This is a genomic window from Pseudomonas sp. 10B238 (assembly GCF_000970615.1).
Lineage (GTDB): Bacteria > Pseudomonadota > Gammaproteobacteria > Pseudomonadales > Pseudomonadaceae > Stutzerimonas.
This window is the reverse complement of sequence record NZ_KQ033933.1, coordinates 193,414-219,376: the sequence shown is the minus strand read 5'-3', so window position 1 is coordinate 219,376 and position 25,963 is coordinate 193,414. Positions and strand designations below refer to the sequence as shown.

Here is a 25,963-nt window from a genome sequence, read left to right as displayed (position 1 = left end):
ACTCTCAGGCCGCACGGCTATCCTTATCCTGTACCCTGGATTTTTGGATGGACGAGCGAATCATGCAGATGCAGCGTTATCGATTCACCTGGCAACTGACGGTTGTCCTGTTCATGTCCTGGCTGCTGGCCGGCTGTGGCATCAACAACATTCCTCAATACGATGAGCAGGTGAAGTCAGCCTGGTCCCAAGTCGAGAATCAGTATCAGCGCCGCGCTGATCTCATTCCCAATCTCGTCGAGACGGTCAAGGGCTTCGCCCGTCAGGAGCAGGACACGCTCACCGCAGTTACCGAGGCGCGCGCCAAAGCTACCTCGATTCAGATCAGCGCAGACGACCTCGACGATCCGCAGAAAATGCAGCAGTTCCAGCAGGCGCAGAGTCAGCTGACCGGCGCGCTGAGCCGGCTGATGGCGGTGTCCGAGCGCTACCCGGACCTCAAATCCAACCAGAACTTCCTTGCGCTGCAATCGCAGCTCGAAGGTACCGAGAACCGTATCGCTGTCGCACGTCGCGACTTCATCGCTGCAGTCGAGCGCTACAACACTGAGATCCGGACGTTTCCCGGCCGCATCTGGCATAGCCTGATGTACGGCGACATGCCGATCCGTGAAAACTTCGAAGCCACAACCGAGAACGCTGAACAGGCGCCGCAAGTGCAGTTTCAATGACCCGCACGCTCCCCCTGATCCTCGCGCTGTTGTTCTGGGCGAGCGGCATAGCCGCCCAGAGCGTCGAGCTGCCTGCGCTTACCGGCAGGGTGGTCGACCAGGCCGAACTACTCGACACCCAGGCCGAGGCGCGGCTGACCAGTATGCTCGCCGCGCATGAGCAGGCCAGCGGCGAGCAGGTGGTGGTCGTCACTGTGCCGGATCTTCAAGGTCGCAGCATCGAAGAGTTTGGTGTCGAGCTGGGCCGTGAGTGGGGTATCGGGCAGAAGGACGAAGACACCGGTGCGCTGCTGATCGTTGCTCGCGACGACCGTCGGGTCCGCATTGAAGTCGGGTATGGCTTGGAAGGCCGCCTCACCGATGCGCAGTCCTCGGTGATCATCAACCGCATCATCACCCCCGCCTTTCGCGAGGGTGACTTCACCCGTGGTATTACCGAAGGCGCTGCCGCCATTGTTCAGGTGCTTGGCGGCGATCCGCTGCGGGCCGCCGAGCTGCAGCCGGCCATGCCGATGGGCGCGCAACAGCCAGGTGGCCTCGGCATCCTCGGCTTTTTTCTGATGCTGGTGGCGATCTTCGTGATCGGTGGCGGGCCTGGAGGTCGCGGGGGCGGACGAGGTGCCGGTCGCGCGTTGTTACTCGGCGCCCTGCTCGGCGGCATGGGCCGTGGGGGCGGTGGCGGCTTTGGCGGTGGCGGCGGTTTCGGCGGCGGTGGTGGCGGCTTTGGCGGCGGTGGAGCTTCCGGCGGCTGGTAATAAGCACGTGAACTCGATGGGGCGTGCCGTACAGGCGCAACCCATCAGATCAGAACGACGAGAGCCTCATCAATGATGGACATGCAATGACCCTTTTGAGCGAAAGCGAGCTGCAGCAGGTGGCTGAGGCCATCGCCCGTGTGGAGCGCACGACCGACGCCGAACTGGTGACCGTACTGGCGGGCCAGTCCGATGACTATCGCTACATCCCGTTACTCTGGGCGAGCTTGATTGCACTGGTGCTGCCCGGCGCGCTGCTGTTCTTCAGCGGCTGGTTGGCTAGTTGGCAGTTGCTGCTGGTGCAATGGCTGACCTTCGTCGTGCTGGCGGTACTATTCCGCATCCCGAGTGTGACCAGCCGGCTGATTCCTCGGTCGGTACGGCATTGGCGCGCCTGCAACCTGGCGCGGCGGCAGTTCATCGAACAGAACCTGCATCACACCACTGGCGACACCGGCATGCTCATCTTCGTCTCCGAAGCCGAACGCTATGTCGAAATTCTGGTGGATCGGGGTATTTCCAGCCGCATCGATAACAATGCCTGGGAATCGATCGTCGAGACCTTCACCCGCGATGTGCGCAACGGCAAGGTGCTGGACGGGTTTCTCGGGTGCATCGAAGCCTGTGGCTCGCTGCTCTCCCAGCATGTACCAGCGACCCACGAGCGTAATGAGTTACCCAACCATTTGGTGGTTCTCGATTAGCGTGCTTGAGTCGTGCAACGCCGACGCGAGGCAGCGCAGTGCAATAGCCATGCTGCCAAGTTGACGGTTCGTTGAAACGAGAGCGGCGGAGGTTGCGCGTGTCTTCGCCCAGCCCCGCCGTTTTGCTTGCGACCTTGATTCAGAGCATTCCCGGACCGTCGTCCTCGGGTTGCTCCACCACCGGCGCCAGGCCGAGGAACTCGCTGTTCTCCATGGCACTGGCAGCCACCCGATCGATGCTGCTCATGGCATGGCCAATGATGGAGCTGACGGTGGCCTCATGATGATGTTCGGGCAGGCGCTCGATGGCTGCGAGGACATCCTCTCCGGGCACGGTTTCCTCGGCCAGCAGCTGGTCCGCGATCTCATCCAGTGCCGGTTTGAGCCGCTTCAGCAGGGCCATGCATTCACGGTCGAGCTGCTTGAGCAGAGTGTCGGCCGCACGGATGGATTCGCCGGAATCGAACTCGATGTGCGCGTCGCGTACCGCCTGCAAACTCAGCAGCGAACCGTTCGGGCCCATCCCCAGTGCGCCAACCATCGACAGCGCGATCTTCGAGGCTTCCTGCAGGTCCTGGCCGGCACCGGAGGAGACTTCGTGGAAGTACAGCTGCTCGGCACCACGGCCGGCCAGCAGCATCTGGATGCGGTTGCGCAGCTCGGATTCCATGTGCAGACGCTTGTCTTCCACCGGCGTTACCAGCGTCACGCCCAGCGCCTGGCCGCGTGGCAGTATGGTGACTTTCTCTACTCGACCGGTTTTCAGCGCAGCGGCAACCAGTGCGTGCCCCGCTTCGTGCACGGCGATGCGTTTGCGGTCAGTGGGCGACATGGGCGTCACACCTGACGGCTGCTCGCCGATGCGGCAGGTTTCCACCGCGTCGACGAAATGCGCCATGGAGACCGTCTTCGCTGCGCCACGTGCAGCAAGCAGGGCGGCATGGTTGGCAATGTAGGCAATAGCGGCGGGCGTCAGGCCCACGGTGTTACGCGCCAGCTGGGCGAAATCCAGATCCTGCTCGGCGCGGATTTTGTCCGCATACAGGCGGAACAGCGCCTCGCGGTCGTTCAGCCCTGGCAGGCCGACGGCAATCGAGCGATCGAAGCGGCCCTCGCGGACCAGGGCCGAGTCCAGCGAGTTGGGGAAGTTGGTGGCGCCCAGTACCAGCACGCCGCTAGCACCGTCGAAGCCATCCATTTCAGCGAGGAACTGGTTGATGATGCGGTTGCTTTCGGCATCGCTGGAGCGCTGCTGTTCGGCGCGCTTGCCGATGCCGTCGATCTCGTCGATGAAGATGATGCACGGCGCCTGTTTGCGCGCGGTACGGAACAGCGCCTTGACCTTCTGGATGCCGACGCCGAAGTACATCGATGAGAAGTCGCTACCGGTGACTTGAATGAAGCTGGCGTTGGACTCGGTAGCCAGGGCCTTCGCCAGCTGAGTCTTACCGGTGCCGGGCTCGCCGGTGAGCAGCACGCCCTTGGGCGGACGGGCACCCAAGGCGGCATAGGCGGAGGGGTCACGCAGATAGGCAGTGACGTCGCTCAAGGCCTGCTTGGCTTCGCTGGCACCGATGACGTCGGCAAAGCTGATGCCGCTGCCCTTGCGATGCACCTGAAACGCCTGGCTCTTGATTGCCAGGTAGGTCAAAGCACCCACCAGCAGCAGGATGAATGGCGCGTAGGGCAGCGCACTCTTGTACCAGGGCGCCTCGGCGTCGGTCTCGAACAATGTCAGCGGGAAAAGCTGACCTTCGCTGCTGGCGTACTGATCGAGCAGGAGCTGGGCAACGCGCCCGGACTGATCGGGCACCCAATATTGCAGCCCGTCGTGCCGGCTGATGTAGACCGCATCTTTGCCCAGCGCGGCGCTGACAATGGCGTCGCCACGCAAGTCGCCCAACAACACGGAAAGATCACGGCGATTGGCTTGCCATGGGGCGGTCGACTCCTGCAGGGCTTCGAGCATGCTGGCCGCTGCACCCGTCGCGGGCGTTGACGGTGCAGCTGGCCACAACTGCCAGAACGCAACGCAAGCGGCGATCAGCAGCAACAGGGAAACGGAGAGCACAGGGCCGCGGCGACCTTGTAGCAGACGTGGTATTTTCATTTCACATCCAATCGGGACAGCCCGATGTTTTCGACAAACAACCGCCGGGTTGGCGGACCACAGTTGTTCGCGGGAAACCCCGCGGCGCCAATTGTGTGGCGCAGCACAGTACGGGCTCGTTGGATGCGATTTATATGCCGGACTGCGAATCGGGTTGCTGAACTCCGATAGCCGGCGAGAATACGGCACGTGCCACCATACGAGTGGCAACGCGACGAATGGCGGGGCGGTTTGCGACGAATGACCGTTTGGTCGTGGAACCGAAACGGCGTACGGCGTTCGTGATTTCAAGCCTTGACGCAGCATCGCTTCGACGCAGGATACGAATGGGCTGGCGCCGCGACGGTTCAACGCTGCCCATCAACGCCCTTCGCCTATGCGAAGGGCGTCGCGGCTCAGCCCGCCCTTAGGTCAGTGCCCGCCGTTACGCCGCTCGGCGATAGTCTCCGGCGTCAGTTCGCCACGCTGCGAGCCGAAATGGCTGAGCATGAAGTTACCCAGAGCCGATACCTCACGGTCATTGAAGTGGCGGTTGAAGGCTGGCATCAGGTGATGTCCGTTTGGTCCGTGCAAGGCATCACCGTTGAGGATCACCTGGACCAGATTCAGCCCTTGCGGATCGTTCAACGTGCGCAGGCCGCGCAGCGAGGCATAGTCACTCTGACGACCGCTGCCGTCCCACTGATGGCAGCTGGCACAGGTTTCCGCAAACAGCTTTTGCCCCAGCGGATAGGCGCTGTCGGTCGGTGGCCCGCTCGCCAGTTGCTGCGCCGATGGCCGAATCACGTCGGCCGGGCTCGCCGGAACCGATTTGAGGTAGGTCACCATGGCCTGGATATCCTCGGGCGTCAGGTGCCGCAGGCTGTAATTGACGACTTCGGCCATTGGGCCGCCGGCGACGCCGTAGCCGGGCGCTACGCCTTGGGCGAGGTAGCGCGCCAAGGCGTCATCCGGCCAGCCACCGATCCCAGCCTGCTCGTCGGACGTGATATTCCAGGCATTCCAGCCCTGGATCGTCGCGCCCGCCAAGTGCTCGGAGCCGTTCTTCGCCTGCATCAGATTTCGCGGTGTGTGGCACTCACCGCAGTGCCCTGGCCCCTGAACGAGATAGGCGCCACGATTCCACTGCTCGGACTGCTCCGGGTCGGGCTCGAATCGTTCGTCATCGAGGAACAGCAGGTTCCACAGAGCAATGCCCCAGCGTTGGTTGAACGGGAAACCGATGTCGTTCTCTTTGTTCGGCTGGTTCACCGGCTCCAGGCTGAACAGATAGGCCTTGATCGCTAGGATGTCCTCACGTGGCATCAGCGTGTAGGAGGTGTAGGGGAACGCCGGATAGTAATGCTTGCCATCCGGCCCGACGCCCTGCTGCATGGCCTCGACGAAGTCATCGTCGCTCCAGGTGCCGATGCCGGTCTCGTTGTCCGGTGTGATGTTGGTGGAATACAGCGTGCCGAACGGCATTTTCACCGGAAGGCCGCCTGCGTAAGGCTTGCCGCCTTCGGTTACGTGGCACGCCAGGCAGTCGGCCGCACGGGTCAGGTATTCGCCGCGTTCGAGCAGTGCGCTATTGGCGGGTTGCGCGAGGGTCGCGCCAGCGTAAAGCGCAAGCGCAGCGCCCAGCAGGCTGCCGAGAGAAAGTCGAGTCATCATGCTGGGCTCCTCAAATCACGTAATAACCGGCACGTGCCAGCGGCAGACGGCGGATTCGCGTGCCATTGGCTGAAGCCAGGGCGTTGACCAACGCGGGGGCGATCATTGCCGTCCCGGCCTCACCTACCCCACCAGGCGCCTCGCGACTTTCGACGATGAAGGTCTCCACCGGCGGCGCTTCGCTGATCCGTAGCTGGCGGTAATCGTGGAAGTTGCTCTGCTCGACACGGCCTTTGCTGACAGTGATCTCGTTGAACAGTGCAGCCGAAAGCCCGAACAGCGTGCCGCCTTCGATCTGCGATTTGACGGACACCGGGTTTATCACCTGGCCGCAATCGACGGCCACCACCAGGCGCTTGAGCTTGATGCCCTTGTCTTCGGTGACCTGTAGCTCGACCACGGTTGCTAGGAAACTGCCGAAGACTTCCTGCACCGCGACGCCGCGGCCGTGCCCGGCCTCAAGAGGCTCGCCCCAGCCAGCCTGCTCAGCGGCGAGGCGCAGTACGGCCTGGGCACGCGGGTGGCTGCCGAGCAACTCCATGCGGTACTCCACCGGGTCGCGGTCGACGCTACGTGCCACTTCGTCAATGAAGCTTTCGAGCATGTAGGTACTGCGCAGTGGTCCCACTCCGCGCCACCAGGATTGACGCAGGGCTTTGGGTGGCACCGGTACATAATTCACCCGCAGATTCTGCATCGCATAGATCGGATGAATCGCGACCTCTACCGCGTCACCATCCAGCCCGCTATCGGGGACCGCGGCTGGAGCAAAGCGGGCCAGCACCGACGCACCGGCAATGGTGTGACGCCATCCTAGAAGACGGCCCTCGGCATCCATCGCCGCGGCGAAGCGGTCGATGTAATGCGGGCGGTACATGTCATGAGTGGTGTCTTCCTCGCGCAGCCAGGTCAGCTTGATCGGGTAATCGACCTTCGCTGCGATGGCCGCGGCTTGATGGATGAAATCCACCTCCAGCCGACGTCCAAAGGCGCCGCCAATGAGCTGATTGTTGACGATGATCTGCTCTGCCGGGCGGCCAGAGGCTTCGGCAGCAGCCGTCTGCGCGCGTACCGGCACCTGCGTCCCGACCCAGAGTTCCACTGCGTCCGGGCGGACCTGGGCGACGCAGGTCATGGGCTCAAGCGCCGCGTGGGCGAGAAAGGGCATCTGGTATTCGGCTTCGAAGGTTTTCGCAGCGTCCTTCAGCGCCTTGTCAATGTCGCCCTGTTCGTTGGCGAGGGCGCCGGGTTTGTCCAGTGCTTCCTTGATCTCACGCTCCATCTGAGCGGAGTCGATATCGGCGTTGTCGCCGTAGTCCCATTCGATTTCCAGCGCGCGCACACCGGCAAACGTAGCCCAGGTGTGCTCGCCTATGACTGCAACGGCATCGCCAAGGCGAATCACGTCGATGACGCCGGGCACTTTCCGGGCAGCGCGGTCATCGACACTGCGAACGGTGCCGCCGATGACCGGGCAGGCGCGTGCTGAGGCGTACTTCATGCCGGGCACCACGAGGTCGATGGTGAATCGCGCCGTGCCGTTGACCTTCGCCGGTGTGTCCAAACGCCGGGTGGGTTTGCCGATCAGCTTGAACTGCTCGGCAGGCTTGAGCGGAATATTTTCCGGCACCGGCAGCTTGGAGGCGTCATCGACCAGCTCGCCATAGCCGAAACTCTGACCATCGGGGCCCAGCACGCGGCCGTTCTCGGCACGCAACTGATCGGCGCCGACCTGCCAGCGTTGGGCGGCCGCCTGTATCAACAGCAATCGTGCGGCCGCGCCGGCCTGGCGCAACGGCTCCCAATTACTGCGGATAGAGGTCGAACCGCCAGTCGCCTGGAAATTCAGCAATTTATCGTTGTAGATCGCCTCGTTCGGCGGCGCCTCCTTGAGGGTGATCTGATCGAGGCCGATTTCCAGCTCCTCGGCAATCATCACCGCCAGGCCGCTCTGCGCGCCCTGGCCCATTTCGATCTTCGGCACGGTGAAGATCACCTTTCCATCGCGATCGATGCCGATAAAAGCGTCCAGTGCCTTGGCGTTGGACATCGGCTGGTCTTCCGGTCCTTCGCTGAGCACCTGTTCGGCGAAGCTGCGACCCGGGAAGGGCAGCGAAAAGCCGATCACCAGCCCACCAAGGGCCAAGCTGCCGACCTTCAGCAGGTTGCGCCGTGAGCGGGATTCGAGAGTCGTGTCTGGGTGGGCCATTTCGCGACTCCTCATGCTTGGGCGACGCGCTTGATGGCGCTCCGAATGCGGGTGTACGTGCAGCAGCGGCAGAGGTTGCCGGCCATGCCCTGATCAATGGTCTGGTCATCGGGCTGCGGGTTTTTCTCCAACAGCGCGACGGCTGACATGATCTGTCCGCACTGGCAGTAACCACACTGCACCACTTCGTCTTCCAGCCAGGCCTGTTGCACCTGCTGGCCGAGGTCGGTGTTGCCGATGCTCTCGATGGTCACGACCTTGCGACCCTTCACTTCGCCAACCGGCAACACGCACGAGCGCGCCGCCTCGCCGTCGAGATGGACGGTGCAGGCGCCGCACTGGGCGATGCCGCAACCGTATTTGCTGCCCGTCAGCGCCAGCACGTCGCGTAGAACCCAGAGCAGGGGCATGTCCTCGGGAACGTCGACCTCAAGGTCGGCGCCGTTTATTGAGAGTGTCAGCATGGAACAAGAACCTCACGTCAGGCGTTAAAGCGGCGCGCTTATGGTTGGTTTGATGCGCGCTCTAGAACGAGACAACAGGCGGGACGAAAGTTGCCAAACAAGCCTGAAATTCACCGATCCGATGAGCGGCCTGCTAAGCGTCGGCTGCGTCGCGCAATGCGTGTCTATTCATAGTAAATAGCCTGACTTTTCGCACCCAGAGCATTACCCGCACCATGTCCACCTTGACCGAGTTGGCGCAGCAGATTGCCGCGCTCTATCCATTGCAAGACAAGACCGCAGGCAAACGTTACCGCATCGTCAGCCAGCTCGCAGGCATGACGGAGTTGCAGGAGATCGGCGGCATGCCGCGTTACGTGGAATCCTGCCAGCTTGACGACAAGGAGCTATGGGATGGTCGCGTCGCCAGTTGATAAAAGGCCGGCGGCTGTCAGGTCCCGGTTGCAATCGGGCGCTGCAGAAATTTGGTGATATCGACTTGGTCGAGCTGCTCGGGCCTGAGATGGCGCTCGCCATAGCTGAGGTGCAGTCCTGATGAGAGGAACAGCGCGAAAAGGTCGGCATCAATATGGCCCCTGTCGCGCAGCCGCGCCAGGATGCGGATCGACTCGCTCAGCGGTTTGGCCTTTTTGTAGGGGCGATCACACGCGGTCAGTGCCTCGAAGATGTCGGCGATAGCCATTATTCGCGCGGGTATCGACAGCTGATCGGGCCCCAGTTGTCGCGGATAGCCGGTGCCAAGCAAGGTTTCATGATGGGTGCCGGCGTATTCCGGAACGCGCTGTAGATTCTTGGGAAACGGCAGATTCTCCAGCATGACGATGGTCTGCACGATGTGTTCGTTGACCTTGAACCGCTCCTCGGCAGTTAGCGTGCCGCGGCTGACGCTGAGGTTGTAAAGCTCGCCAAAGTTGAACTGATGCTCTGGCACGCTCATCTTGAAGCCGTACTTGGGGTCCAGTGCCTTGGTCTCGATGCGTGGCATCAGGTGTTCGGGCTTGTCGTCCAACAGCTTCTCGGACACCGGCAAGTGTCTGGCCGGGAAGCGTTCCAGGCGTGTCAGCTCCTCGTGAGACAAACCCAATCGGTCATCGAAGTGGCGCATCCAGCGCTGCTCGGCGATGCGCTGCAAACGTCCGATCCGCTCCGGCGCCATCAGCTCGCCACCGATGTTGCACTCAGCGACGAAGGCAAATTCTTCATGCAAACGCGCCACTGTAGCGGCATGGCGAGCCTCGACGGCTGCCGATGGCGCACCGGCAACCAAGGCTTCGAGACGCTCGATCATGGCGTCGCGGAGCAGTACCTCGAAGCGCATGCGGATCTCATGGATGCGGTTGTAGACCGTTTCCAGCTTGGTCGCCTTGTCGACGATATGTTCGGGCGTGGTGATCTTGCCGCAATCGTGCAGCCAGGCGCCGATGCGAAACTCCCGCCACTGCTCCTCCGTTTCGAAACGGAAGTCCGCCAGCGGTCCTTCTACCGCTGCACTGGCTTGTTCGGCCAGCATCAGTGCAAGTTCAGGAACGCGGGCGCAATGCCCGCCTGTATAAGCGCTCTTGGCATCGATGGCGCCGGCCAGAATTTCGATCATCGAGTCGATCAAGGCGGTCTGCGAGTCGATCAGGTTGTGGTTCTCCAGCGCAACGGCCGACTGGGATGCCAGCGCTTCGACGAAGCGGAGGTTCTGCCTGCTGAAACTGGTGACGTCGCCGCTACCGGGGTCGGTCGCGTTCATGAATTGCAGTACGCCGAGCACTTCGCCGCCGTGTGCGACTAGCGGCACGCAGAGCATCGAGACCGTGCGGTAGCCCGACTCCATATCGAAGCGCCGTGTTCCCGACAGGTCGAAGCGCGTCTCGCGGTAGACGTCATCGATGATCACGGTTTCCCTGCGCAGGGCCACGTACGTGGATACGTGCCGCTCGTTGGGCGTGCCGGTTTCCGGGTCATGCAACGGCAGTTCGAATGCAGGTAATTGGTCAGCCTTCGAGCGCAGGGTGAAGCGCAGGCTGTCGTGATCGGTCATCAGGTAGAGCGTGGCGGCATCAGCGTTACAGATCCGCTTACCTTGCATCAGGATGTGCTGGAGCAGGCGGTGCTTATCGCGCTCGGAAGACAGCAACATGCCGTTTTCGACCAGACCCGCCAGTTTCTCTTGGGCCTCTTCCAGCGCCAGGTTCTGTGCACGTATTGACCGTCGCATGATGTCATGCTGACGGTGCAGGTCGTCGAGCTCACGGATGGGCGAGCGGGGGCTGTTGCGCGGGCTGAAATCGAGCTCCCGGATGCGACGGGTGTCTTCTGCCAGAGCGCCCAATGAGCGACGAATGCTCGTTAGGCAGACGAAGAGCAGCGGTAGGCAGACAAACATGAACAGCAGCTCAGCGAGCAAGATTTCGCGTAGGCCGAGCCACTCGAATCCGGCCAAGAGAAGTACCGGTACGGTGGGTACGAGAATGAACATCGTCACCAGTGCTGCGGCCCAGGTCTCGTAGCTGAGCTTGTATTTGCTAGAGGTCATACTGCATCCTGCGGCGATTACTTGACGGAAATGCCAGGAAAACATCGGTGGCCGAAGCCAGAGGCGCTGTGCACCGATTCGCAGGCCATTGGCCAGCCACGGAGGTTACATTGATCATGGTCACTAGAATTGCCCCGGTAGGAAAAATTGCCCGAACTGTGCTGGTCCTTGGCTTTTTGACGGCTTCAGGAGTGGTAACTGCGGACGAAATCAGCGAGCCCATCGGATACATCATGAAAGTGCAGGGCGAGGCGACTATGACCAGCCGCGGGCAGACCATTGATGCGCGGGTGGGCCAGGCTGTGATCATCGGAGCGACGCTGCGCACCGGTGCCCAGGGTTCGATGGGAGTCACGCTGAGCGACAACACGGTGATGTCTTTCGGTCCCAACAGCGAGTTCACCTTGGACGAGTATCAGTTCGAGCCGGCCCATGAGGAGCTGAAACTGAGCGCCCGCATCAGTCGAGGCACGCTGAACTTTATCTCGGGCGTGATTGCCAAGCTCAAGCCCGAGGCGGTCGAGCTGAAAACCCCAACCGGTACGATCGGCGTGCGCGGTACGCATTTTCTGGTGAAGGTTAGCGAGTGAGGCGAATGCTACAAAAAACGTTTGCGCTGTTGGGTTTCGCCCTGCTGACCGGTTGTGCGACGGGTAATTACGTCGTGCTATTGGAAAGCCCCGATGGCACCACGGGTGCGGTGGTCATCGAAGATGCACAGGGTCAGACGCGTCTTGATCGCAAGCATCAGGGCGCCGTGATCGGTTCAAGCGGCTTTGGCTCGGGGCCGTTCGAGGTTGGCAACCTGCGCATCGCACGTGACTTCTCGGCCGCCCTGGCCGCGCAGCCAGCGCTGCCGCAACGTTTCCAGCTGTATTTCAAGATTGGCAGCGCCGAACTCACCGAGGAGTCGGAGCAGGCTATCGAGGATGCATTCGAAACGATCCGCCAACGTGGCCCTTCGGCAGTATCGGTCATAGGTCATACCGACACACTCAGTGGCCAACGCTGGAACGAGCAGCTGGGGCTAATCCGAGCCAAGGCTGTAGCCGAGATGTTGCGAAAGCGCCATATCGAGGTGATTGATCTAAGAGTCTCGTCGCATGGCGAGCGCAACCTGCTGATCAAGACGCCTGACGGCGTGTCTGAGCCGCGCAATCGGCGAGTCGAGATCAGCGTGCGCTGAGACGGCTTATTTATCAGTCATCACGATATGCTCACCGCGCTGTCCGCTGCGCAGCCGCGTTAACTGAAAGCGCACCAGCTCATCACCGGGCCGTTGCGCGTGCAACTGTTCGAAACTCGCGAGGGCGCCTTCGTCGCCATCGGACATCAACCTATAAGCCGCCTCATACGGATCGTCCGCCTCCGTTTCGCAGGGCTCGTAGAGCCGGATAGACTGCTCCTTGCCTTTGAGCAGTACGTTGCCGACAGGGCGCATAGGGCTGTGCGGGTTGGCTTTGCGTATCGTCTCCGACACGCAAAGCTCGGTACCCAGATAGCGGTTCAGGCCTTCGAGCCGCGCGGCTACATTGACCGCGTCTCCCAGGGCACGGTAGTCAAACAGTGTGGAGCCGCCAAAGTTACCCACCACCACTTCGCCGCTATGCACACCGATGCGGGTCCGTCCAAAGGCAACGCCTGCCGCTCGCTGGGTGTTCGCGTGCTGGCGCGTAAACTGGCGAATTTCCAGGGCGCAGGCGAGGGCGCGGTTCTGGTGGTCGCTTTGAATCAGCGGTGCGGAGAATAGAATTGCCAGGCCATCGCCCATGATCCGCTCGAGCGTCCCTTCATGGCGAAAAGCGATCTGGATGATGCCCTCCAGGTACTGGTTGAACATGCTGACTAGCTGTTCGGGTGATTGCGCCTCCATTAGCGCAGTAGAGTCGGTGAGGTCGGTGAACACAAAACTGCAGTGCCGACGTTCGCCTCCCAGCCGCAACTGCGCGGGGTTGCGGACCAGGTGTTCGACCAGATTCGGTGAGATGTAGCGAGAAAAAGCTGCGCGCACCCAGCGCTGCTGCCGTTCACTGGCGCGATGGCGCGCAACGCTGGCGCCCAGGTAGGTAATGGCCAGGCCAATACTGGGGCTGATCGCATCGAACAGTAATCCGTGGCGCGAAAAGGCCCACCAGGCAATCAGATTCAGGGCGAGCAACAATCCGCCGGAAACCAGAGCGCCCGTAAGGGCACCGGTGCTAAGCGTTACGCCGCACAACAGCAGCGCAGCAAGCAGAAGCGTCAGTGCCTCGAGCGGGCTTGCCCAGTATGGGCGCTGCAGCGGTGTGCCGAACAACGCCTGCTCGACTGCCTGCGCATGCACCTCGACCCCGGGCATCATGCCGCCAAGCGGGCTGAAGCGGAGGTCCTGCAGCCCTTGCGCCGAGCTTCCGACCAGCACGATCGCGTCTTGCAACCTGGCGTCCGACCGTTCCTCGAACAGCTTCCAGGCGGGCAGGCTTTGTGCGCTCATGTCTGATCGGTAGTGCACCCAGAATTCGCCGTGGCGATTTGTTGGAAGGCTTATACGGCCAATATGGAGCTGCTCAACGGCGCTGCGCGCATTGGTATCGATGCGGTAGAGCGTTTGCTTCAGGTAAACACGTATGGCTTCGGCTGACAGCGATGGCAGCAGGTGGTCGCCCACCCTGATCATCAGCGGCACGCGCCTTACCACGCCATCCGAATCTGGCTGGAAAGTCATCGCGCCGCTCCCCGCTGCAGCGCTGTCGAGCAGCGGCAGCGCGGTGGCGGTCCCGGCATAGGCGGGAAACTCAGGCGTTTCGGTATCGGCCCGCAGCTGCACGGCAAAGCGGCTCACGGGAGTGTTTTGACTTGGTTCGCGGGTTGCTGCAAAACCAAGAACGCTGGGCTGACGCTCTAGCGCATTGGCGAACAGCTGGTCGTGGTCAGGTAACGCCTGCAGTTGCGCTGCCAGCTCGGGGGCAAGCTGGCCGAGCAGTTGCGTCGGAGAGTAGCGGTCCGGTTCGGCGAACAACACATCGAACACCACAACAGCGGCACCGGCCTCACGCAGTCGATCCGTCAGCTGCGCCAACAGATCGCGAGGCCAGGGCCACTGTCCGATACGCGTGAGGCTGTCCTCGTCGATATCAAGCACCAGCACCTTGGTCTGTGCCGGTTCGGGCCGGGGCTGCCAGCGCTGGTATTGGTCGAACAAGTTGTTGCGCAGCGTCTGCAGCAGCATTGGCTCGGTGAGGTAGAGCGCACATGCTGCAAGCAGGCCGCTGCAGGCAAGCAGGAGGCGTAGTGCCGCGCGCCCGGGCAGAATCATCAGTAGCGTTCCCTGCACCGCTGATTGGCTAGCTGGGTATCACTCGAGCACCATGATGGCGTCCATTTCAACTTGTGCAGCCTTGGGTAGCGCGGCGATGCCAATGGCTGCACGGGCGGGGTAGGGCTGCTGGAAATAGCGGCTCATGACCTCGTTGACGGTGGCAAAGTTGCCGAGGTCGGTGAGAAAGATGTTCAGCTTGACGATGTCCTTGAGCGAACCGCCAGCAGCTTCGGCGACGGCCTTGAGATTTTCGAAGACCTGCACGGTCTGTGCTTCGAAGCCTTCCACCAGTTCCATTGTCTTCGGGTCCAGCGGAATCTGACCGGACATATAGACGGTATTGCCAGCCTTGATTGCTTGGGAATAGGTGCCAATGGCGGCGGGTGCGTTGTCGCTGTGGATCACGGTCTTGCTCATGGGGTGCTCCGATAGAAGAGTGCGGCCCCAGAGGATACGGGCTGCAGCGAGCGGGCAAAAGCCCCGGTGCGTTGCCGTGTGGACCTAGGCTTTCATGCGCGTGATGCGCATGACGCCCTTGATCGCACGAAGCTTCTTGATCACACGCGCCAGATGTACGCGGTCATGCACACTGACCACCAGCTGAACGACGCTAATTCGGCCGTCGCGCTCGTCCATGCCAATCTTTTCGATGTTGCCGTCCGCCGCATTGACGCTGCCGGCCAACAGGGCGATCAGGCCGCGCTGGTGCTCCAACTCAACGCGTAGCTCGACGTTGAACTCGCCAGTGACATCCTTGGACCAGGACAGCTGAATACATTTATCCGGGTTGTGCCGCACGTCCGCGATGTTCCGGCACGTGTCGAGGTGCACCACCATACCCTTGCCCGCGGACAGGTGGCCGACGATGGGATCGCCAGGAATCGGCGTGCAACACTTGGCGTAGTTGAGCACCAGGCCTTCGGTGCCACGAATCGCCAGTGGTCCTTCAGCGCTTTGTGGCTGCTCGCCTTCGCTGGCCAGCAGTCGTCGGGCAATGACGTAGGCCATGCGATTGCCCAGCCCGATATCCTCGAGAAGGTCTTCAATGACCTCCATGTGGTACTCGTTGAGCACCGCCTGGATACGCTCTGGCGAAACCTTGTCCAGGCTTGTTTCAAAACCGGCGAGCACCTTGTTCAGCAGGCGCTCGCCGAGGTTGATCGACTCCGAGCGACGCTGCAGCTTCAGTGCATGGCGGATGTGCGTTCGCGCCTTTCCTGTGACCACGAAGTTCAGCCAGGCCGGGTTGGGGCGTGCGCCCGGAGCGGTAACGATCTCAACGGTACAACCGCTTTCCAGCGCCTGCGAGAGCGGCGCCAGGCGCCTATTGACGCGGCAGGCAATGCAGGTGTTGCCGACGTCGGTGTGCACGGCGTAGGCGAAGTCCACCGCGGTGGATCCCTTCGGCAGCTCCATGATGCTGCCCTTGGGCGTGAAGACATAGACCTCGTCCGGGAACAGGTCGATCTTCACGCTTTCGATGAACTCAAGGGAATTGCCGGCGCGTTCCTGCAGTTCCAGCACGCCTTTGACCCACTGCCGTGCGCGGGCGTGGGTGCCTTTCGCGGTTTCTTCCCCGTTGGACTTGTACAGCCAGTGTGCCGCAATGCCGTTGTTAGCCATCTCTTCCATCTCGCGGGTGCGGATCTGGATCTCGATGGGCACCCCGTGCATGCCGAACAGAGTCGTATGCAAAGACTGGTAACCGTTGGCCTTGGGGATCGCGATGTAATCCTTGAAGCGGCCGGGCAGGGGCTTGTAGAGACTGTGTACCGCGCCGAGTACGCGATAGCAGGTATCGACTTTGTCGACGACGATCCGGAACGCGTAGACGTCCATGATTTCGTTGAACGCCTTTCGCTTGCCGCGCATCTTTTTGTAAATGCTATAGAGGTGTTTTTCTCGTCCGACTACTTCACCTTGCAGGTCGTCACGTTCCAGGCAGTGGACGAGTGACTGCTCAATCTTGTCGACGATTTCATTGCGGTTGCCACGTGCGCGGCGAACTGCAGCGCGGATACGCTCCGAACGCATCGGATGCATGGCTTTGAAGCCCAGATCCTCGAACTCGATGCGCATGGCATGCATGCCCAGCCGATTAGCGATGGGGGCGTAGATCTCCAGAGTTTCCTTGGCGATGCGCCGGCGTTTCTCACCAGCCAGCACTTCAAGTGTGCGCATGTTGTGCAGGCGGTCGGCGAGCTTGACCAGGATCACGCGAATGTCGCGCGCCATGGCCATGGCCATCTTCTGAAAGTTTTCCGCCTGGGCTTCGGCCTTGGTTTCGAACTTCATCTGGGTCAGTTTGCTGACCCCATCCACCAACTCGGCGACAGTTTCGCCAAATTGCGCGGTGAGCGCTTCCTTGGCGATACCGGTGTCCTCGATGACGTCATGCAGCATGGCGGCCATCAGGCTCTGATGGTCCATGTGCATATCAGCGAGGATGTTGGCTACCGCGAGGGGGTGGGTGACGTAGGCTTCACCGCTGCGCCGACGCTGGCCGTCATGGGCCTGCTCGGCGTAGAAATAGGCACGACGGACCAGATTGACTTGGTCAGCGTCGAGATAGGTCGACAGGCGATCAGCAAGAGCGTCTATGGCTGGCAAGGGATTGCTCCTTGCCGATGGGGCGCTATGGCTGCGGTTCGACTTCGACCTGGCATTTAATCAGAGGGCCTCGTTGGGCTCTTCCTCGTACTGGACGAACAGTGGCTCGTCATCGACAATTTCGTCCTGAGCGATTACATCGTAATCCACCAGGCCTGAGGCGATTTCACGCAGGGCCACGACGGTCGGCTTGTCATTTTCCCAAGCTACCTTCGGCTCTTTGCCACCGGTGGCCAGTTGGCGCGAGCGCTTGGTAGCGAGCATGACCAGCTCGAAGCGGTTATCTACGTTGTCCAGGCAGTCTTCAACGGTAACGCGGGCCATGGTGTTCCTCATCAATAACGGTAAAGCGTGCCCGAATGGGCGAGCGGACGGGATAGTCTAAAAAATCACCAGCCAATAGGGAAGCGGTAAAACAGGAAAGCAGCTCCAGGCTACCAACCTTAAGCAGACGCGGAGAAGTTTTCCTGCGTTTCGGTGCCAGCCGTCCCGTCCATTGAGTGCGGCTTCGCAGCTGTTTCAGGCCAGCAATTGCCCGAGCAACCCTTCGAAGCGCTGTTGCTGAGCGGCCTGCAACAGCTGGTTGGCACGGAAGATTGCCTGCAGGTCAATCAACGCGTGGGCGAAGTCGTCGTTGATCACCAGATAATCGTATTCGACGTAATGGGTCATTTCGCTGACCGCCTCACGCATGCGTGTTTCGATCACATCATCACTGTCCTGGCCGCGGTTGGTCAGGCGCTGGCGCAGGGCTTCCTGAGTTGGCGGCAGAATGAAGATCGACTTGGCCTGCGGCATCAAGCGGCGAACCTGCTGTGCGCCCTGCCAGTCGATCTCGAGGATTAGATCGAAGCCTTCGTTCAGGGTCTGCTCAAGCCAGCGCTGCGAAGTGCCGTACAGGTTGCCAAAGACCTCAGCGTGTTCGAGGAATTCGTCATGCTCCAGGCGCTGCAGAAACTCCTCACGGCTGACGAAGTGGTAGTTCACGCCATCCACCTCGCCTGGTCGCATCGGCCGGGTCGTGTGTGAAACCGAAACCCGAACCTGCGGTTGCGCATCGAGCAGGGCCTTGACCAAGCTGGTCTTGCCGGCCCCGGAAGGCGCGGAAACGATGTAGAGCGTACCGGTGGAGGCTGCCATGTAATTCTCTTAGCGGATTGCTGTCTTGGGATCTGGCGGATTGGCCCGCAAGTCAGGCCAAGCTTAGTTGCTATTCGATGTTCTGGACCTGCTCGCGCATCTGCTCGATCAGCACCTTGAGATTGACCGCCGCCTGGGTGCTGCGCGTGTCGAACGCCTTGGAGCCGAGCGTGTTGGCCTCGCGGTTGAGTTCCTGCATGAGAAAGTCCAGGCGCCGCCCGGCCGCTCCGCCGGACTTCAACACCCGGCGCACCTCGGTGACATGGGTGCCAAGACGGTCGAGCTCTTCGGCGACATCGCTCTTCTGCGCCAGCATTACCAGCTCCTGCTCGAGGCGCTGAGCGTCCAGTTCGACGCGCATCTCAGCGCAGCGGTCGATGAGTTTCTGGCGCTGTGCTGCGAGCATCTGCGGCACCTGGCTGCGAAGCGTGGCGGTTTCCGTACCGATGGCATCAAGGCGTTCGTTGATCAGGTGAGCAAGCTCTTCGCCTTCGCGTAGCCGGCCAGCCTTCATCTGTTCCAAGGCCTGATGAAACAACTGCAGTGCGGCGTTATTGAGTGCTTGCGGGTCCGTCGAGTCGCCGACCAGCACGCCTGGCCAGGCGAGAATCTCCAGCGGGTTGAGCGGGGCGGGCTGCTTGATCAATGCCGCAACCTTTTCAGCCGCGCTGATTAGCTGGCGAGCCCGCTCCGGGTCGACTTGCATCGATCGTCCAGCGGTCTCTTCAGCGAAGCGCAGGGTGCACTCAACCTTGCCGCGCGACAGCCCCTTGCGCAGCGCCTCCCTGACCGCGCCTTCGAGATCGCGGAAAGCCTCGGGTAAGCGCAGGTGCGGTTCAAGGTAGCGATGGTTGACCGAGCGGATCTCCCAGCTGAGGGTGCCGTGCTCGCCGGCCTGCTCGGCGCGGGCGAAAGCGGTCATGCTGTGAATCATGGGGAAACCTCTCGGTGCGATGACGAAAGGCGGAGGATTGTAAAGGAAAATGCAGCCAGTGACGCCGGTGCGTCCTCTTCTTGTAGCTGAGTCGCTTGGCGTAGCAGGTGCTCGATTGGCATGGCCGACTACTGATCGGAATGCCTCGACGGTGGCCCTTAGCGTAGGTCAGGCCTCTATAATGGCCGTCAATTCACTCAGACCAGGATAAGCCTCATGAAGCGTCCCAGTGGCCGCGCGGCCGATCAGCTGCGATCGATCCGCATTACTCGCAATTACACCAAGCACGCCGAGGGCTCGGTTTTGGTGGAGTTCGGCGACACCAAGGTGATCTGCACCGCCAGTATCGAAAATGGCGTGCCGCGCTTCCTCAAAGGACAAGGGCAGGGCTGGTTGACCGCCGAGTACGGCATGCTGCCGCGAGCGACCGGCGAGCGTAACCAGCGTGAAGCCAGTCGGGGTAAGCAGGGTGGGCGTACGCTGGAAATCCAGCGGCTGATTGGCCGTTCGTTGCGTGCCTCGCTGGACATGAGCAAGCTGGGTGAAAACACCATTTACATCGATTGTGATGTGATTCAGGCCGATGGCGGTACTCGCACTGCGTCGATCACCGGGGCGATGGTGGCGCTGGTCGATGCGCTGAAATTGCTGAAGAAGCGCGGCGGATTGAAGGGTGGCGATCCACTCAAGCAAATGGTCGCGGCTGTGTCGGTAGGTATGTACCAGGGCGAACCAGTCCTCGATCTCGATTATCTCGAAGACTCGGCGGCCGAGACCGACCTGAACGTGGTGATGACCAGTGCTGGCGGCTTCATTGAAGTGCAAGGCACCGCAGAAGGTGCGCCGTTCCAACCAGATGAGTTGAATGCCATGCTCGCGTTGGCGCAGGCCGGTATGCAGGAGCTATTCGCTCTGCAGGTTGCTTCGCTGGCTGATTAATCCGGAGGAGAGCGTCATGTCTGATCAGGAATTGGTTCCGCAGCCCTCTCCGCAAGCGCGGCAGTGGGCCATGTTCTGTCATTACTCGGCGTTCTTCTGGTTTCTGGTGCCAATGATCGGGAATGTACTGGGCCCGTTGATCGTCTGGCAGTTGAAAAAGGATATGGATCCCTTCGTCGACGAGCAGGGCAAGGAAGCGCTGAACTTTCAGATTACCTTTAGCATCCTGCTGATGATTTGCGGGGTGCTTGCCTGGGTTCTGATCGGCTTTCCCTTAATGGCGCTTATCAGCGTGGTGGCATTGGTGCTGGTGGTGATCGCCGGCATCCGTGCCAACGAGGGAAAACCTTATCGCTATCCGTTTTGCTGGCGCATTGTTAAGTAGCGTCTGGCTCAGGTCGGCACGGCAAGAACATGCCCGCTTAGGGCTGTTCTAGCGGATAGCTCAGAGGCTCAGCGTCCAGTCGTAATCCACGACCAGTGGGGCATGTTGGGAGAAGCGTGGCTGGCGCGGCAGGCGAGCGTTGCGGACAAAGCGGCGCATGCCGGACGTGAGGATCTGATAGTCGAATCGCCAGCCCAGGTTCAGCATCTGGGCCTGTTCGGTGTCGGGCCACCAGCTGTACAGATCGCCCTCACGAGTGACTTCGCGTAGGGCATCGATATAGCCCATGTTGCCGAAGATCTCATCGAGCCAGGCGCGCTCCGGGGCCAGAAAGCCGGTCGTCTGCTGGCAATCGCGCCAGTTCTTGACGTCCAGTTTTTGGTGGGCCACATATAGCGAGCCGCAGTAGATGTATTCGCGACGCTTGCGGCGCTGCTTATCAAGATAATGAGCGAAATCGTCCATGAACTTGAATTTCTGGTTCAGGTCTTCGTCCCCGCCGCGACCGGTTGGCAGCAGCAGCGTGGCGATGCTGACCTTGTCGAAATCCGCTTGCAGATAACGGCCGTAGCGGTCGGCGGTTTCGAACCCAAGACCCATGATGACAGCCTTTGGCTGCAGCCTGGAGTACAGCGCAACACCGCCTTGTTCGGGAAGTTCGGCATCAACGGTATAGAGGAAATAGCCGTCGAGCTGGTAGGCCGGATCGTCGAGTTCTACTACGGAGGCGCGGGTATCCTGCAGGCAGATGACATCGGCATTCTGCGCTTGCAACCAGCTGAGCAAACCCCGCTGCGCCGCCGCTTGAATGCCATTCACGTTGACGCTGATGATCCGCATAAATGGCCCCTAAAAACACGTGCGTGTATGATAACCCAAGCTCTTCGCAATTAGCTAAGTCAGTGTCTTCCGGGAATATCCTTCATGCAGGCGTACCAGCGCGAGTTCATTCGCTTCGCCATCGAGCGCGGGGTTTTGCGCTTCGGTGAGTTCACTCTGAAGTCTGGGCGCACCAGCCCCTACTTCTTCAATGCCGGGTTGTTCAACAGCGGATCGGCGCTGGCTCAGTTGGGGCGTTTCTACGCGGCCGCAGTCGCCGAGAGTGGTATCGATTTCGACGTGATTTTCGGCCCCGCCTACAAGGGTATTCCTCTCGCTGCTGCGACGGCGATCTCGCTGGCCGAACACCATCAGCGTGACCTGCCCTGGTGCTTCAACCGCAAGGAAGCGAAGGACCATGGCGAAGGCGGTACGTTGGTCGGTGCGCCGCTCAGCGGTCGCGTGCTGATTGTCGATGACGTGATCACCGCCGGCACCGCGATTCGCGAAGTCATGCAGATCATCCGGGCACAGGGCGCGCAAGCTGCCGGTGTGCTGATTGCGCTGAATAGGCAGGAGCGGGGGCATGGTCAGCTGTCCGCCATTCAAGAAGTGGAACAGGACTACGGCATGCCCGTGGTGAGCATCGTTTCACTGGCTCAGGTATTGGAGTTCCTTGGCCAGGATGAGCAGCTCAAGCGCCACTTGCCCGCTGTCGAGGCCTACCGGGATCAATATGGCATCTAAGACCGGCTCGTCTGGCGACTCATCGGCGGGTGCAGGTCTCGCGATAATTTACCGCTGACTATGGCTGCGGCAACGGCTGTGCTTTTTGTCAGCAACTGACGAATTGTGACGGTTTCAGCGTTAGGAGGGCCGTCGGTGGCGTGCTACTACCGGCAGCGCTCCGGTTCTTCTGAACTCCGCTATCCGGGTTGTTTCGCTCGGGCGCTACCAATCTAAACCCTTGCGAGCCGCGTCTTGTCGCTTGAATCAGTCATGATCAAGCGGTTCATTCTCGCAGTTGGTGTACTTATTGCTGCACAACTGTGATGGGGTTTGTATAAGCTGAGACCCTTCGGACAAGAACAATCAGGCATTTCGACGGGCAGTGCCGCAAGCACCGAATACGGAAGAGGCTGAAGTATGCGAATAGGGAGCAGCGCGCTGTTGCTGTTGGGTTTACTGGGCGCGACGGTAGCGCAAGCTGAGCTGTATCGGTATGTCGATGACAAGGGTGTTGTGGTCCTCGACCGGCACGGTGTGCCACCGCAGTTCATTGGCCGCGGTTATGAAGTGCTCAACGACCAAGGCCGTGTGACGCAAGTAGTGCCGCCTGCGCCAACTGCTCAAGAGCGCCAACTTCTGCTGGAAGCCAAAGCCCGAGCTGAGACTGATGCCCAACTGCTGCGGCTGTATGCCAGTGTTGCTGATGTCGAGCGCGCAAAGGCGCGCAGGCTATCTGAGCTCGACAGCATTATCGGTATCACTCGCGGCAACCTGCAATCGTTGCGGACACAGCAGGCGAATCTTCAGAGTCAGGCGGCAAACCATGAGCGCGCCGGACGGAAGGTGCCCGAGCAGCTGCTGGTACAGATCGACAATTTGGCAAAAGAGCAGGCCAGCCTGAAACGGGACGTTGAGCGTTACAGGCAGACCCGTAAACAGGCAGAAGTCAGCTATGGCCGAGAGCGTGAGCGAGTGGCCGAGTTGCTTGGTCAGTCCGAATAGCGCTTTGAACAAGGCGAAAAAAAGCCCGGCTCTCATTAAAGAGGCCGGGCTTTTTCATGACCGTATCAGTGAGAAGCGGACGTTTTGCGATTGGTGATCAGCGTGCCGACGCCGATGTCGGTAAAGATTTCCAGCAACACGGCATTCGGTACACGGCCGTCAATGATATGCGCGCTGTGCACGCCGCCCTGGACGGCTTCGAGGGCGCAGCGAATCTTCGGCAGCATGCCGCCATAGATGGTGCCATCGGCGATCAGTTCGTCGACCTGTGAGGTGGTCAGCCCGGTCAGCACCTGGCCTTGCTTGTCCATAAGGCCGGCGATATTGGTCAGCAGCATCAACTTTTCCGACTTCAGCGCCTCGGCGACCTTGCCAGCGACCAGGTCGGCGTTGATGTTGTAGGACTCGCCGTCCGGGCCTACGCCGATTGGCGCAATGACCGGGATGAAGTTGCCGCGAACGAGCATTTCCAGCAGCTCGGTGTTGACGCCGGTGACCTCGCCAACCTGGCCGATATCGATGATTTCGGGAGATGTCATCTCTGGCGTTTGGCGTGTGGCTTTGAGCTTTTTCGCACGGATCAGATTGGCATCTTTGCCGGTCAGGCCAATGGCCGCGCCGCCGTGCTGGTTGATCAGGCTCACAATGCTTTTGTTGACCTGGCCGCCAAGGACCATTTCCACCACGTCCATCGTCTGGCTGTCGGTGACCCGCATGCCATCGATGAAATGGCTTTCGATGTTCAGGCGCTTGAGCAGGTCGCCAATCTGCGGGCCGCCACCGTGAACCACCACCGGATTGATACCCACTGCCTTCATCAGCACGATGTCGCGAGCGAAGCCGGTTTTCAGCTCCTCGCTTTCCATCGCATTACCGCCGTATTTGATGACCAGCGTCTTACCGACGAACCGGCGGATATAGGGCAGTGCCTCGGACAGAACCTGGGCGAATTGTGTGGCGGCTTCACGGCTGAGGGTCATGCAAGGCTCCGCAAGTCAGAACGGCAGGGTGAGGTCAGGCGCGACAGTATAAAGCTGCGCGCGGAAGACTTCCTGTATGCGCTTGAGCTCTTCCTCGGTTTCGGCTTCGAAACGCAGCACCAGCACCGGTGTGGTATTCGACGCGCGTACCAGGCCCCAGCCTTTCGGGTAATCGACCCGCACACCATCAAGCGTGGTGATGTTGGCGTCGCCCCAATGGGCGTCGCGATGCAGCGACTCGATGATGGTGAACTTGCTTTCCTCGGTGACCTGAATATTGATTTCGGGCGTCGAGATGTCATTGGGGAAAGCCGAGAAGACCTGTTCCACGTTGCGCTTGTCCTGGCTGAGGATCTCCAGCAGCCGCACGGCGCTGTAGATGCCGTCATCGAAGCCGTACCAGCGCTCCTTGAAAAAGATGTGACCACTCATCTCGCCTGCGAGCAGCGCACCGGTCTCTTTCATTTTTTTCTTGATCAGCGAATGACCGGTCTTCCACATCACCGGCCGGCCGCCGTAGCCACTGATCAACGGTGTCAGGCGTCGGGTACATTTGACGTCGAAAATGATGTCGGCGCCTGGGTTGCGCGAGACTACGTCCTTCGCGAACAGCATGAGCAGACGGTCTGGATAGACCACAGTTCCCGCATTGGTAACCACGCCGACACGGTCGCCGTCGCCGTCGAACGCCAGGCCCAGGTCGGCATTTTCGGATTTGACCTTGGCGATCAGGTCCTCGAGATTTTCCAGCTTGCCCGGATCGGGGTGATGGTTGGGGAAGTTGCCATCAACGTCGCAGAACAATGGTATGACCTTGCAGCCCAGTGCTTCGATCAGTTGCGGCGCGATCACGCCAGCGACGCCGTTGCCGCAGTCCACCACCACCTTCATCGGCTTGGCCACGGCGATGTCGTCACGGATGCGCTTGAAGTAACTCTCCAGCACGTCGACCTGCTCCGCTTGGCCAACGCCTTCGCTGAGATTGCCGGTTTCGATGCGCTGGCGTAGCGCTTGGATCTGCTCGTTGGCGAGGGTGTCGCCCGCGATCACGATCTTGAAGCCGTTGTAGTCCGGCGGGTTGTGGCTACCGGTGAGCATCACGCCGGATTTGCCTGCCAGGACGTTGGCGGCATAGTAGAGCACCGGGGTCGGCACCATGCCGACGTCGCTGACGCTGCAACCGCTGTCCACCAATCCTTGGATCAGATGCTGGACCAACTCAGGTCCGGACAGTCGGCCATCGCGGCCGACCGACACGTTCGGCTCACCTTGGGCCAGACTTTCGGAGCCTACTGCCCGGCCTATCCAATAAGCGGTTTCGGTGGTCAGGCTGTCGCCGACAACGCCGCGGATGTCATAGGCGCGAAAGATGCTCGCGGGCAGTTGCGGGGCTTTAGGGGCGCTCATTGCGTTTTCTCGCTCCTTGGTATCGAGGCCAAGCCAATCTTGGTCCTCGTCGAGAATGTCGATGTCGAGAATGTCGGTGTCCTGGAAAAGAGGGTCGACATATTCGGTAGATGGGGCTTGCCGAACCGCGGGCTGCTCTGCAGTCGGGGTTTTGGTCGATGACATCCCGGCGGTGCGGAGCGGCAGTCGGACCAGACTCTTGGCCAGTGCGTCGAGCGCCGGCAGGCTCAAGGTCGGTGTTTTGATGGTCTTGCCGTTGGAGAGTTCCTGAACCATCTGGCCCAGATGCAAGACATCTTCACGGAGCCTCCTTTGCTGTGCGCTAAGGACTGCCTGCAGGCCGAGCAGCAGCCCGCAGAGGGCCGCCAGGGCCGCCCCCAGTATCGGTATAGGCGAATGGCCCGCAGTGCCAAGCTCCGATGCAGGCAAGAAACTGATCTTCCAGTTCGGGTTGTTGCTTGGCAGCTCTATTGACGCCTGATCCAGGCCAGCCCCGCCACGCTGAACCAAAAGCTGTGTCGGAGCTCCGTTGAATTGTTGCGCCAGCCGCAATTGCCCGGCTTCGGTCGGCAACTGCGGCAGGGTGGCCAGGAAGCGCTCCAGGCTGGTTACCAACAGGAGGGTGCCCTG

The 25,963-nt window shown here is 60.8% G+C and carries 24 protein-coding genes; 10 read left to right on the top strand and 14 right to left on the bottom strand.

The features are described 5' to 3' along the window. The first annotated feature begins 47 nt into the window (after positions 1–47). The 3 genes from RT21_RS12580 (at position 48) to RT21_RS12570 (ending at position 2,130) form a co-directional block, all read left to right on the top strand. Positions 48–671 carry a LemA family protein gene (locus RT21_RS12580; RefSeq protein ID WP_177327088.1) on the top strand — a complete coding sequence of 208 codons (624 nt, stop codon included), beginning with the start codon at positions 48–50 and terminating at the stop codon, positions 669–671. Beyond that, complete coding sequence (locus tag RT21_RS12575; RefSeq protein ID WP_046162981.1) at positions 668–1,426, top strand: TPM domain-containing protein; 759 nt, start codon at positions 668–670, stop codon at positions 1,424–1,426. Before RT21_RS12580 ends, RT21_RS12575 begins: the two co-directional genes overlap by 4 nt. Positions 1,427–1,512: 86 nt before the next feature. Then, on the top strand, positions 1,513–2,130 hold the full coding sequence (locus RT21_RS12570; RefSeq protein WP_045431166.1) for a TPM domain-containing protein: 618 nt from the start codon (positions 1,513–1,515) through the stop codon (positions 2,128–2,130). A gap of 139 nt (positions 2,131–2,269) precedes the next feature. Here the strand turns inward: RT21_RS12570 and RT21_RS12565 are convergent, their stop codons facing one another. From RT21_RS12565 to RT21_RS12550, 4 genes are all read right to left on the bottom strand, one after another. Then, positions 2,270–4,240, bottom strand: a complete 1,971-nt coding sequence (locus RT21_RS12565) for an AAA family ATPase (protein WP_046162980.1) — start codon at positions 4,238–4,240, stop codon at positions 2,270–2,272. A gap of 411 nt (positions 4,241–4,651) precedes the next feature. Further along, complete coding sequence (locus RT21_RS12560; protein WP_177327089.1) at positions 4,652–5,890, bottom strand: c-type cytochrome; 1,239 nt, start codon at positions 5,888–5,890, stop codon at positions 4,652–4,654. 13 nt (positions 5,891–5,903) lie between these two features. Further along, positions 5,904–8,102, bottom strand: a complete 2,199-nt coding sequence (locus RT21_RS12555) for a xanthine dehydrogenase family protein molybdopterin-binding subunit (protein ID WP_046162979.1) — start codon at positions 8,100–8,102, stop codon at positions 5,904–5,906. Between the two features lie 11 nt (positions 8,103–8,113). Then, positions 8,114–8,566 (bottom strand): (2Fe-2S)-binding protein, encoded by a 453-nt coding sequence (locus tag RT21_RS12550; RefSeq protein WP_045431156.1) that lies wholly within the window; start codon positions 8,564–8,566, stop codon positions 8,114–8,116. Between the two features lie 215 nt (positions 8,567–8,781). On the opposite strand from RT21_RS12550, the gene RT21_RS12545 reads away from it, so the two are divergent. After that, positions 8,782–8,979 (top strand): hypothetical protein, encoded by a 198-nt coding sequence (locus tag RT21_RS12545; protein WP_045431154.1) that lies wholly within the window; start codon positions 8,782–8,784, stop codon positions 8,977–8,979. A gap of 17 nt (positions 8,980–8,996) precedes the next feature. Here RT21_RS12545 and RT21_RS12540 read toward each other — a convergent pair whose 3' ends face one another. Beyond that, positions 8,997–11,090, bottom strand: coding sequence for an HD family phosphohydrolase (locus tag RT21_RS12540; protein WP_046162978.1), 2,094 nt, complete (start codon positions 11,088–11,090; stop codon positions 8,997–8,999). A 116-nt stretch (positions 11,091–11,206) separates the two neighbouring features. Here RT21_RS12540 and RT21_RS12535 point away from each other — a divergent pair, with 116 nt between their 5' ends. Together RT21_RS12535 and RT21_RS12530 are read left to right on the top strand one after the other, a co-directional pair. Then, positions 11,207–11,680, top strand: a complete 474-nt coding sequence (locus RT21_RS12535) for a FecR family protein (protein ID WP_046163058.1) — start codon at positions 11,207–11,209, stop codon at positions 11,678–11,680. Positions 11,681–11,685: 5 nt separating this feature from the next. Next, positions 11,686–12,276: an OmpA family protein gene (locus tag RT21_RS12530; RefSeq protein WP_046162977.1), complete on the top strand. Its 591-nt coding sequence runs from the start codon at positions 11,686–11,688 to the stop codon at positions 12,274–12,276. Positions 12,277–12,282: 6 nt separating this feature from the next. Here RT21_RS12530 and RT21_RS12525 read toward each other — a convergent pair whose 3' ends face one another. The 6 genes from RT21_RS12525 to RT21_RS12500 all read right to left on the bottom strand — a co-directional run bounded on the left by RT21_RS12525 (position 12,283) and on the right by RT21_RS12500 (position 19,072). Then, positions 12,283–14,385, bottom strand: coding sequence for a CHASE2 domain-containing protein (locus RT21_RS12525; protein WP_046162976.1), 2,103 nt, complete (start codon positions 14,383–14,385; stop codon positions 12,283–12,285). Between the two features lie 39 nt (positions 14,386–14,424). Further along, complete coding sequence (locus RT21_RS12520) at positions 14,425–14,805, bottom strand: RidA family protein (protein WP_045431142.1); 381 nt, start codon at positions 14,803–14,805, stop codon at positions 14,425–14,427. Positions 14,806–14,889: 84 nt separating this feature from the next. Next, complete coding sequence (gene spoT / locus RT21_RS12515; RefSeq protein WP_045431140.1) at positions 14,890–16,998, bottom strand: bifunctional GTP diphosphokinase/guanosine-3',5'-bis pyrophosphate 3'-pyrophosphohydrolase; 2,109 nt, start codon at positions 16,996–16,998, stop codon at positions 14,890–14,892. A gap of 60 nt (positions 16,999–17,058) precedes the next feature. Then, complete coding sequence (gene rpoZ / locus RT21_RS12510) at positions 17,059–17,322, bottom strand: DNA-directed RNA polymerase subunit omega (RefSeq protein ID WP_045431137.1); 264 nt, start codon at positions 17,320–17,322, stop codon at positions 17,059–17,061. 195 nt (positions 17,323–17,517) lie between these two features. Further along, complete coding sequence (gene gmk, locus RT21_RS12505; protein ID WP_045431134.1) at positions 17,518–18,138, bottom strand: guanylate kinase; 621 nt, start codon at positions 18,136–18,138, stop codon at positions 17,518–17,520. A 70-nt stretch (positions 18,139–18,208) separates the two neighbouring features. Continuing rightward, on the bottom strand, positions 18,209–19,072 hold the full coding sequence (locus tag RT21_RS12500) for a YicC/YloC family endoribonuclease (RefSeq protein ID WP_046162975.1): 864 nt from the start codon (positions 19,070–19,072) through the stop codon (positions 18,209–18,211). A 216-nt stretch (positions 19,073–19,288) separates the two neighbouring features. Here RT21_RS12500 and rph point away from each other — a divergent pair, with 216 nt between their 5' ends. Beyond that, positions 19,289–20,011, top strand: coding sequence for a ribonuclease PH (gene rph / locus RT21_RS12495; RefSeq protein WP_045431128.1), 723 nt, complete (start codon positions 19,289–19,291; stop codon positions 20,009–20,011). Positions 20,012–20,027: 16 nt separating this feature from the next. Then, the gene (locus RT21_RS12490; RefSeq protein WP_046162974.1) at positions 20,028–20,396 is read left to right on the top strand and encodes a DUF4870 domain-containing protein; all 369 of its coding nucleotides are present in this window, start codon (positions 20,028–20,030) and stop codon (positions 20,394–20,396) included. A gap of 60 nt (positions 20,397–20,456) precedes the next feature. On the opposite strand, the gene RT21_RS12485 is transcribed toward RT21_RS12490, so the two are convergent. Further along, on the bottom strand, positions 20,457–21,236 hold the full coding sequence (locus tag RT21_RS12485; protein WP_045431125.1) for an exodeoxyribonuclease III: 780 nt from the start codon (positions 21,234–21,236) through the stop codon (positions 20,457–20,459). Positions 21,237–21,320: 84 nt separating this feature from the next. Between RT21_RS12485 and pyrE the strand changes: the two genes are divergently transcribed. Together pyrE and RT21_RS12475 are read left to right on the top strand one after the other, a co-directional pair. Further along, positions 21,321–21,962, top strand: a complete 642-nt coding sequence (pyrE, locus tag RT21_RS12480; RefSeq protein ID WP_046162973.1) for an orotate phosphoribosyltransferase — start codon at positions 21,321–21,323, stop codon at positions 21,960–21,962. Positions 21,963–22,361: 399 nt separating this feature from the next. After that, positions 22,362–22,946: a DUF4124 domain-containing protein gene (locus tag RT21_RS12475; RefSeq protein ID WP_177327087.1), complete on the top strand. Its 585-nt coding sequence runs from the start codon at positions 22,362–22,364 to the stop codon at positions 22,944–22,946. Positions 22,947–23,011: 65 nt separating this feature from the next. Here the strand turns inward: RT21_RS12475 and argB are convergent, their stop codons facing one another. Together argB and algC are read right to left on the bottom strand one after the other, a co-directional pair. After that, positions 23,012–23,926: an acetylglutamate kinase gene (gene argB, locus RT21_RS12470; RefSeq protein WP_045431120.1), complete on the bottom strand. Its 915-nt coding sequence runs from the start codon at positions 23,924–23,926 to the stop codon at positions 23,012–23,014. Between the two features lie 15 nt (positions 23,927–23,941). Further along, a complete protein-coding gene (gene algC / locus RT21_RS23925) occupies positions 23,942–25,333 on the bottom strand; it encodes a phosphomannomutase/phosphoglucomutase (protein WP_196766751.1) in 1,392 nt (463 codons plus the stop codon). Positions 25,334–25,963 lie beyond the last annotated feature (630 nt).

Bases quoted from the DNA above. Each gene is read 5' to 3' on its own strand.
- RT21_RS12580 (WP_177327088.1), top strand. From the start codon at position 48: ATGGACGAGCGAATCATGCAGATGCAGCGTTATCGATTCACCTGGCAA.
- RT21_RS12575 (WP_046162981.1), top strand. From the start codon at position 668: ATGACCCGCACGCTCCCCCTGATCCTCGCGCTGTTGTTCTGGGCGAGC.
- RT21_RS12570 (WP_045431166.1), top strand. From the start codon at position 1,513: ATGACCCTTTTGAGCGAAAGCGAGCTGCAGCAGGTGGCTGAGGCCATC.
- RT21_RS12565 (WP_046162980.1), bottom strand. From the start codon at position 4,240: ATGAAAATACCACGTCTGCTACAAGGTCGCCGCGGCCCTGTGCTCTCC.
- RT21_RS12560 (WP_177327089.1), bottom strand. From the start codon at position 5,890: ATGACTCGACTTTCTCTCGGCAGCCTGCTGGGCGCTGCGCTTGCGCTT.
- RT21_RS12555 (WP_046162979.1), bottom strand. From the start codon at position 8,102: ATGGCCCACCCAGACACGACTCTCGAATCCCGCTCACGGCGCAACCTG.
- RT21_RS12550 (WP_045431156.1), bottom strand. From the start codon at position 8,566: ATGCTGACACTCTCAATAAACGGCGCCGACCTTGAGGTCGACGTTCCC.
- RT21_RS12545 (WP_045431154.1), top strand. From the start codon at position 8,782: ATGTCCACCTTGACCGAGTTGGCGCAGCAGATTGCCGCGCTCTATCCA.
- RT21_RS12540 (WP_046162978.1), bottom strand. From the start codon at position 11,090: ATGACCTCTAGCAAATACAAGCTCAGCTACGAGACCTGGGCCGCAGCA.
- RT21_RS12535 (WP_046163058.1), top strand. From the start codon at position 11,207: ATGGTCACTAGAATTGCCCCGGTAGGAAAAATTGCCCGAACTGTGCTG.
- RT21_RS12530 (WP_046162977.1), top strand. From the start codon at position 11,686: ATGCTACAAAAAACGTTTGCGCTGTTGGGTTTCGCCCTGCTGACCGGT.
- RT21_RS12525 (WP_046162976.1), bottom strand. From the start codon at position 14,385: ATGATTCTGCCCGGGCGCGCGGCACTACGCCTCCTGCTTGCCTGCAGC.
- RT21_RS12520 (WP_045431142.1), bottom strand. From the start codon at position 14,805: ATGAGCAAGACCGTGATCCACAGCGACAACGCACCCGCCGCCATTGGC.
- rpoZ (WP_045431137.1), bottom strand. From the start codon at position 17,322: ATGGCCCGCGTTACCGTTGAAGACTGCCTGGACAACGTAGATAACCGC.
- gmk (WP_045431134.1), bottom strand. From the start codon at position 18,138: ATGGCAGCCTCCACCGGTACGCTCTACATCGTTTCCGCGCCTTCCGGG.
- RT21_RS12500 (WP_046162975.1), bottom strand. From the start codon at position 19,072: ATGATTCACAGCATGACCGCTTTCGCCCGCGCCGAGCAGGCCGGCGAG.
- rph (WP_045431128.1), top strand. From the start codon at position 19,289: ATGAAGCGTCCCAGTGGCCGCGCGGCCGATCAGCTGCGATCGATCCGC.
- RT21_RS12490 (WP_046162974.1), top strand. From the start codon at position 20,028: ATGTCTGATCAGGAATTGGTTCCGCAGCCCTCTCCGCAAGCGCGGCAG.
- RT21_RS12485 (WP_045431125.1), bottom strand. From the start codon at position 21,236: ATGCGGATCATCAGCGTCAACGTGAATGGCATTCAAGCGGCGGCGCAG.
- pyrE (WP_046162973.1), top strand. From the start codon at position 21,321: ATGCAGGCGTACCAGCGCGAGTTCATTCGCTTCGCCATCGAGCGCGGG.
- RT21_RS12475 (WP_177327087.1), top strand. From the start codon at position 22,362: ATGCGAATAGGGAGCAGCGCGCTGTTGCTGTTGGGTTTACTGGGCGCG.
- argB (WP_045431120.1), bottom strand. From the start codon at position 23,926: ATGACCCTCAGCCGTGAAGCCGCCACACAATTCGCCCAGGTTCTGTCC.
- algC (WP_196766751.1), bottom strand. From the start codon at position 25,333: ATGAGCGCCCCTAAAGCCCCGCAACTGCCCGCGAGCATCTTTCGCGCC.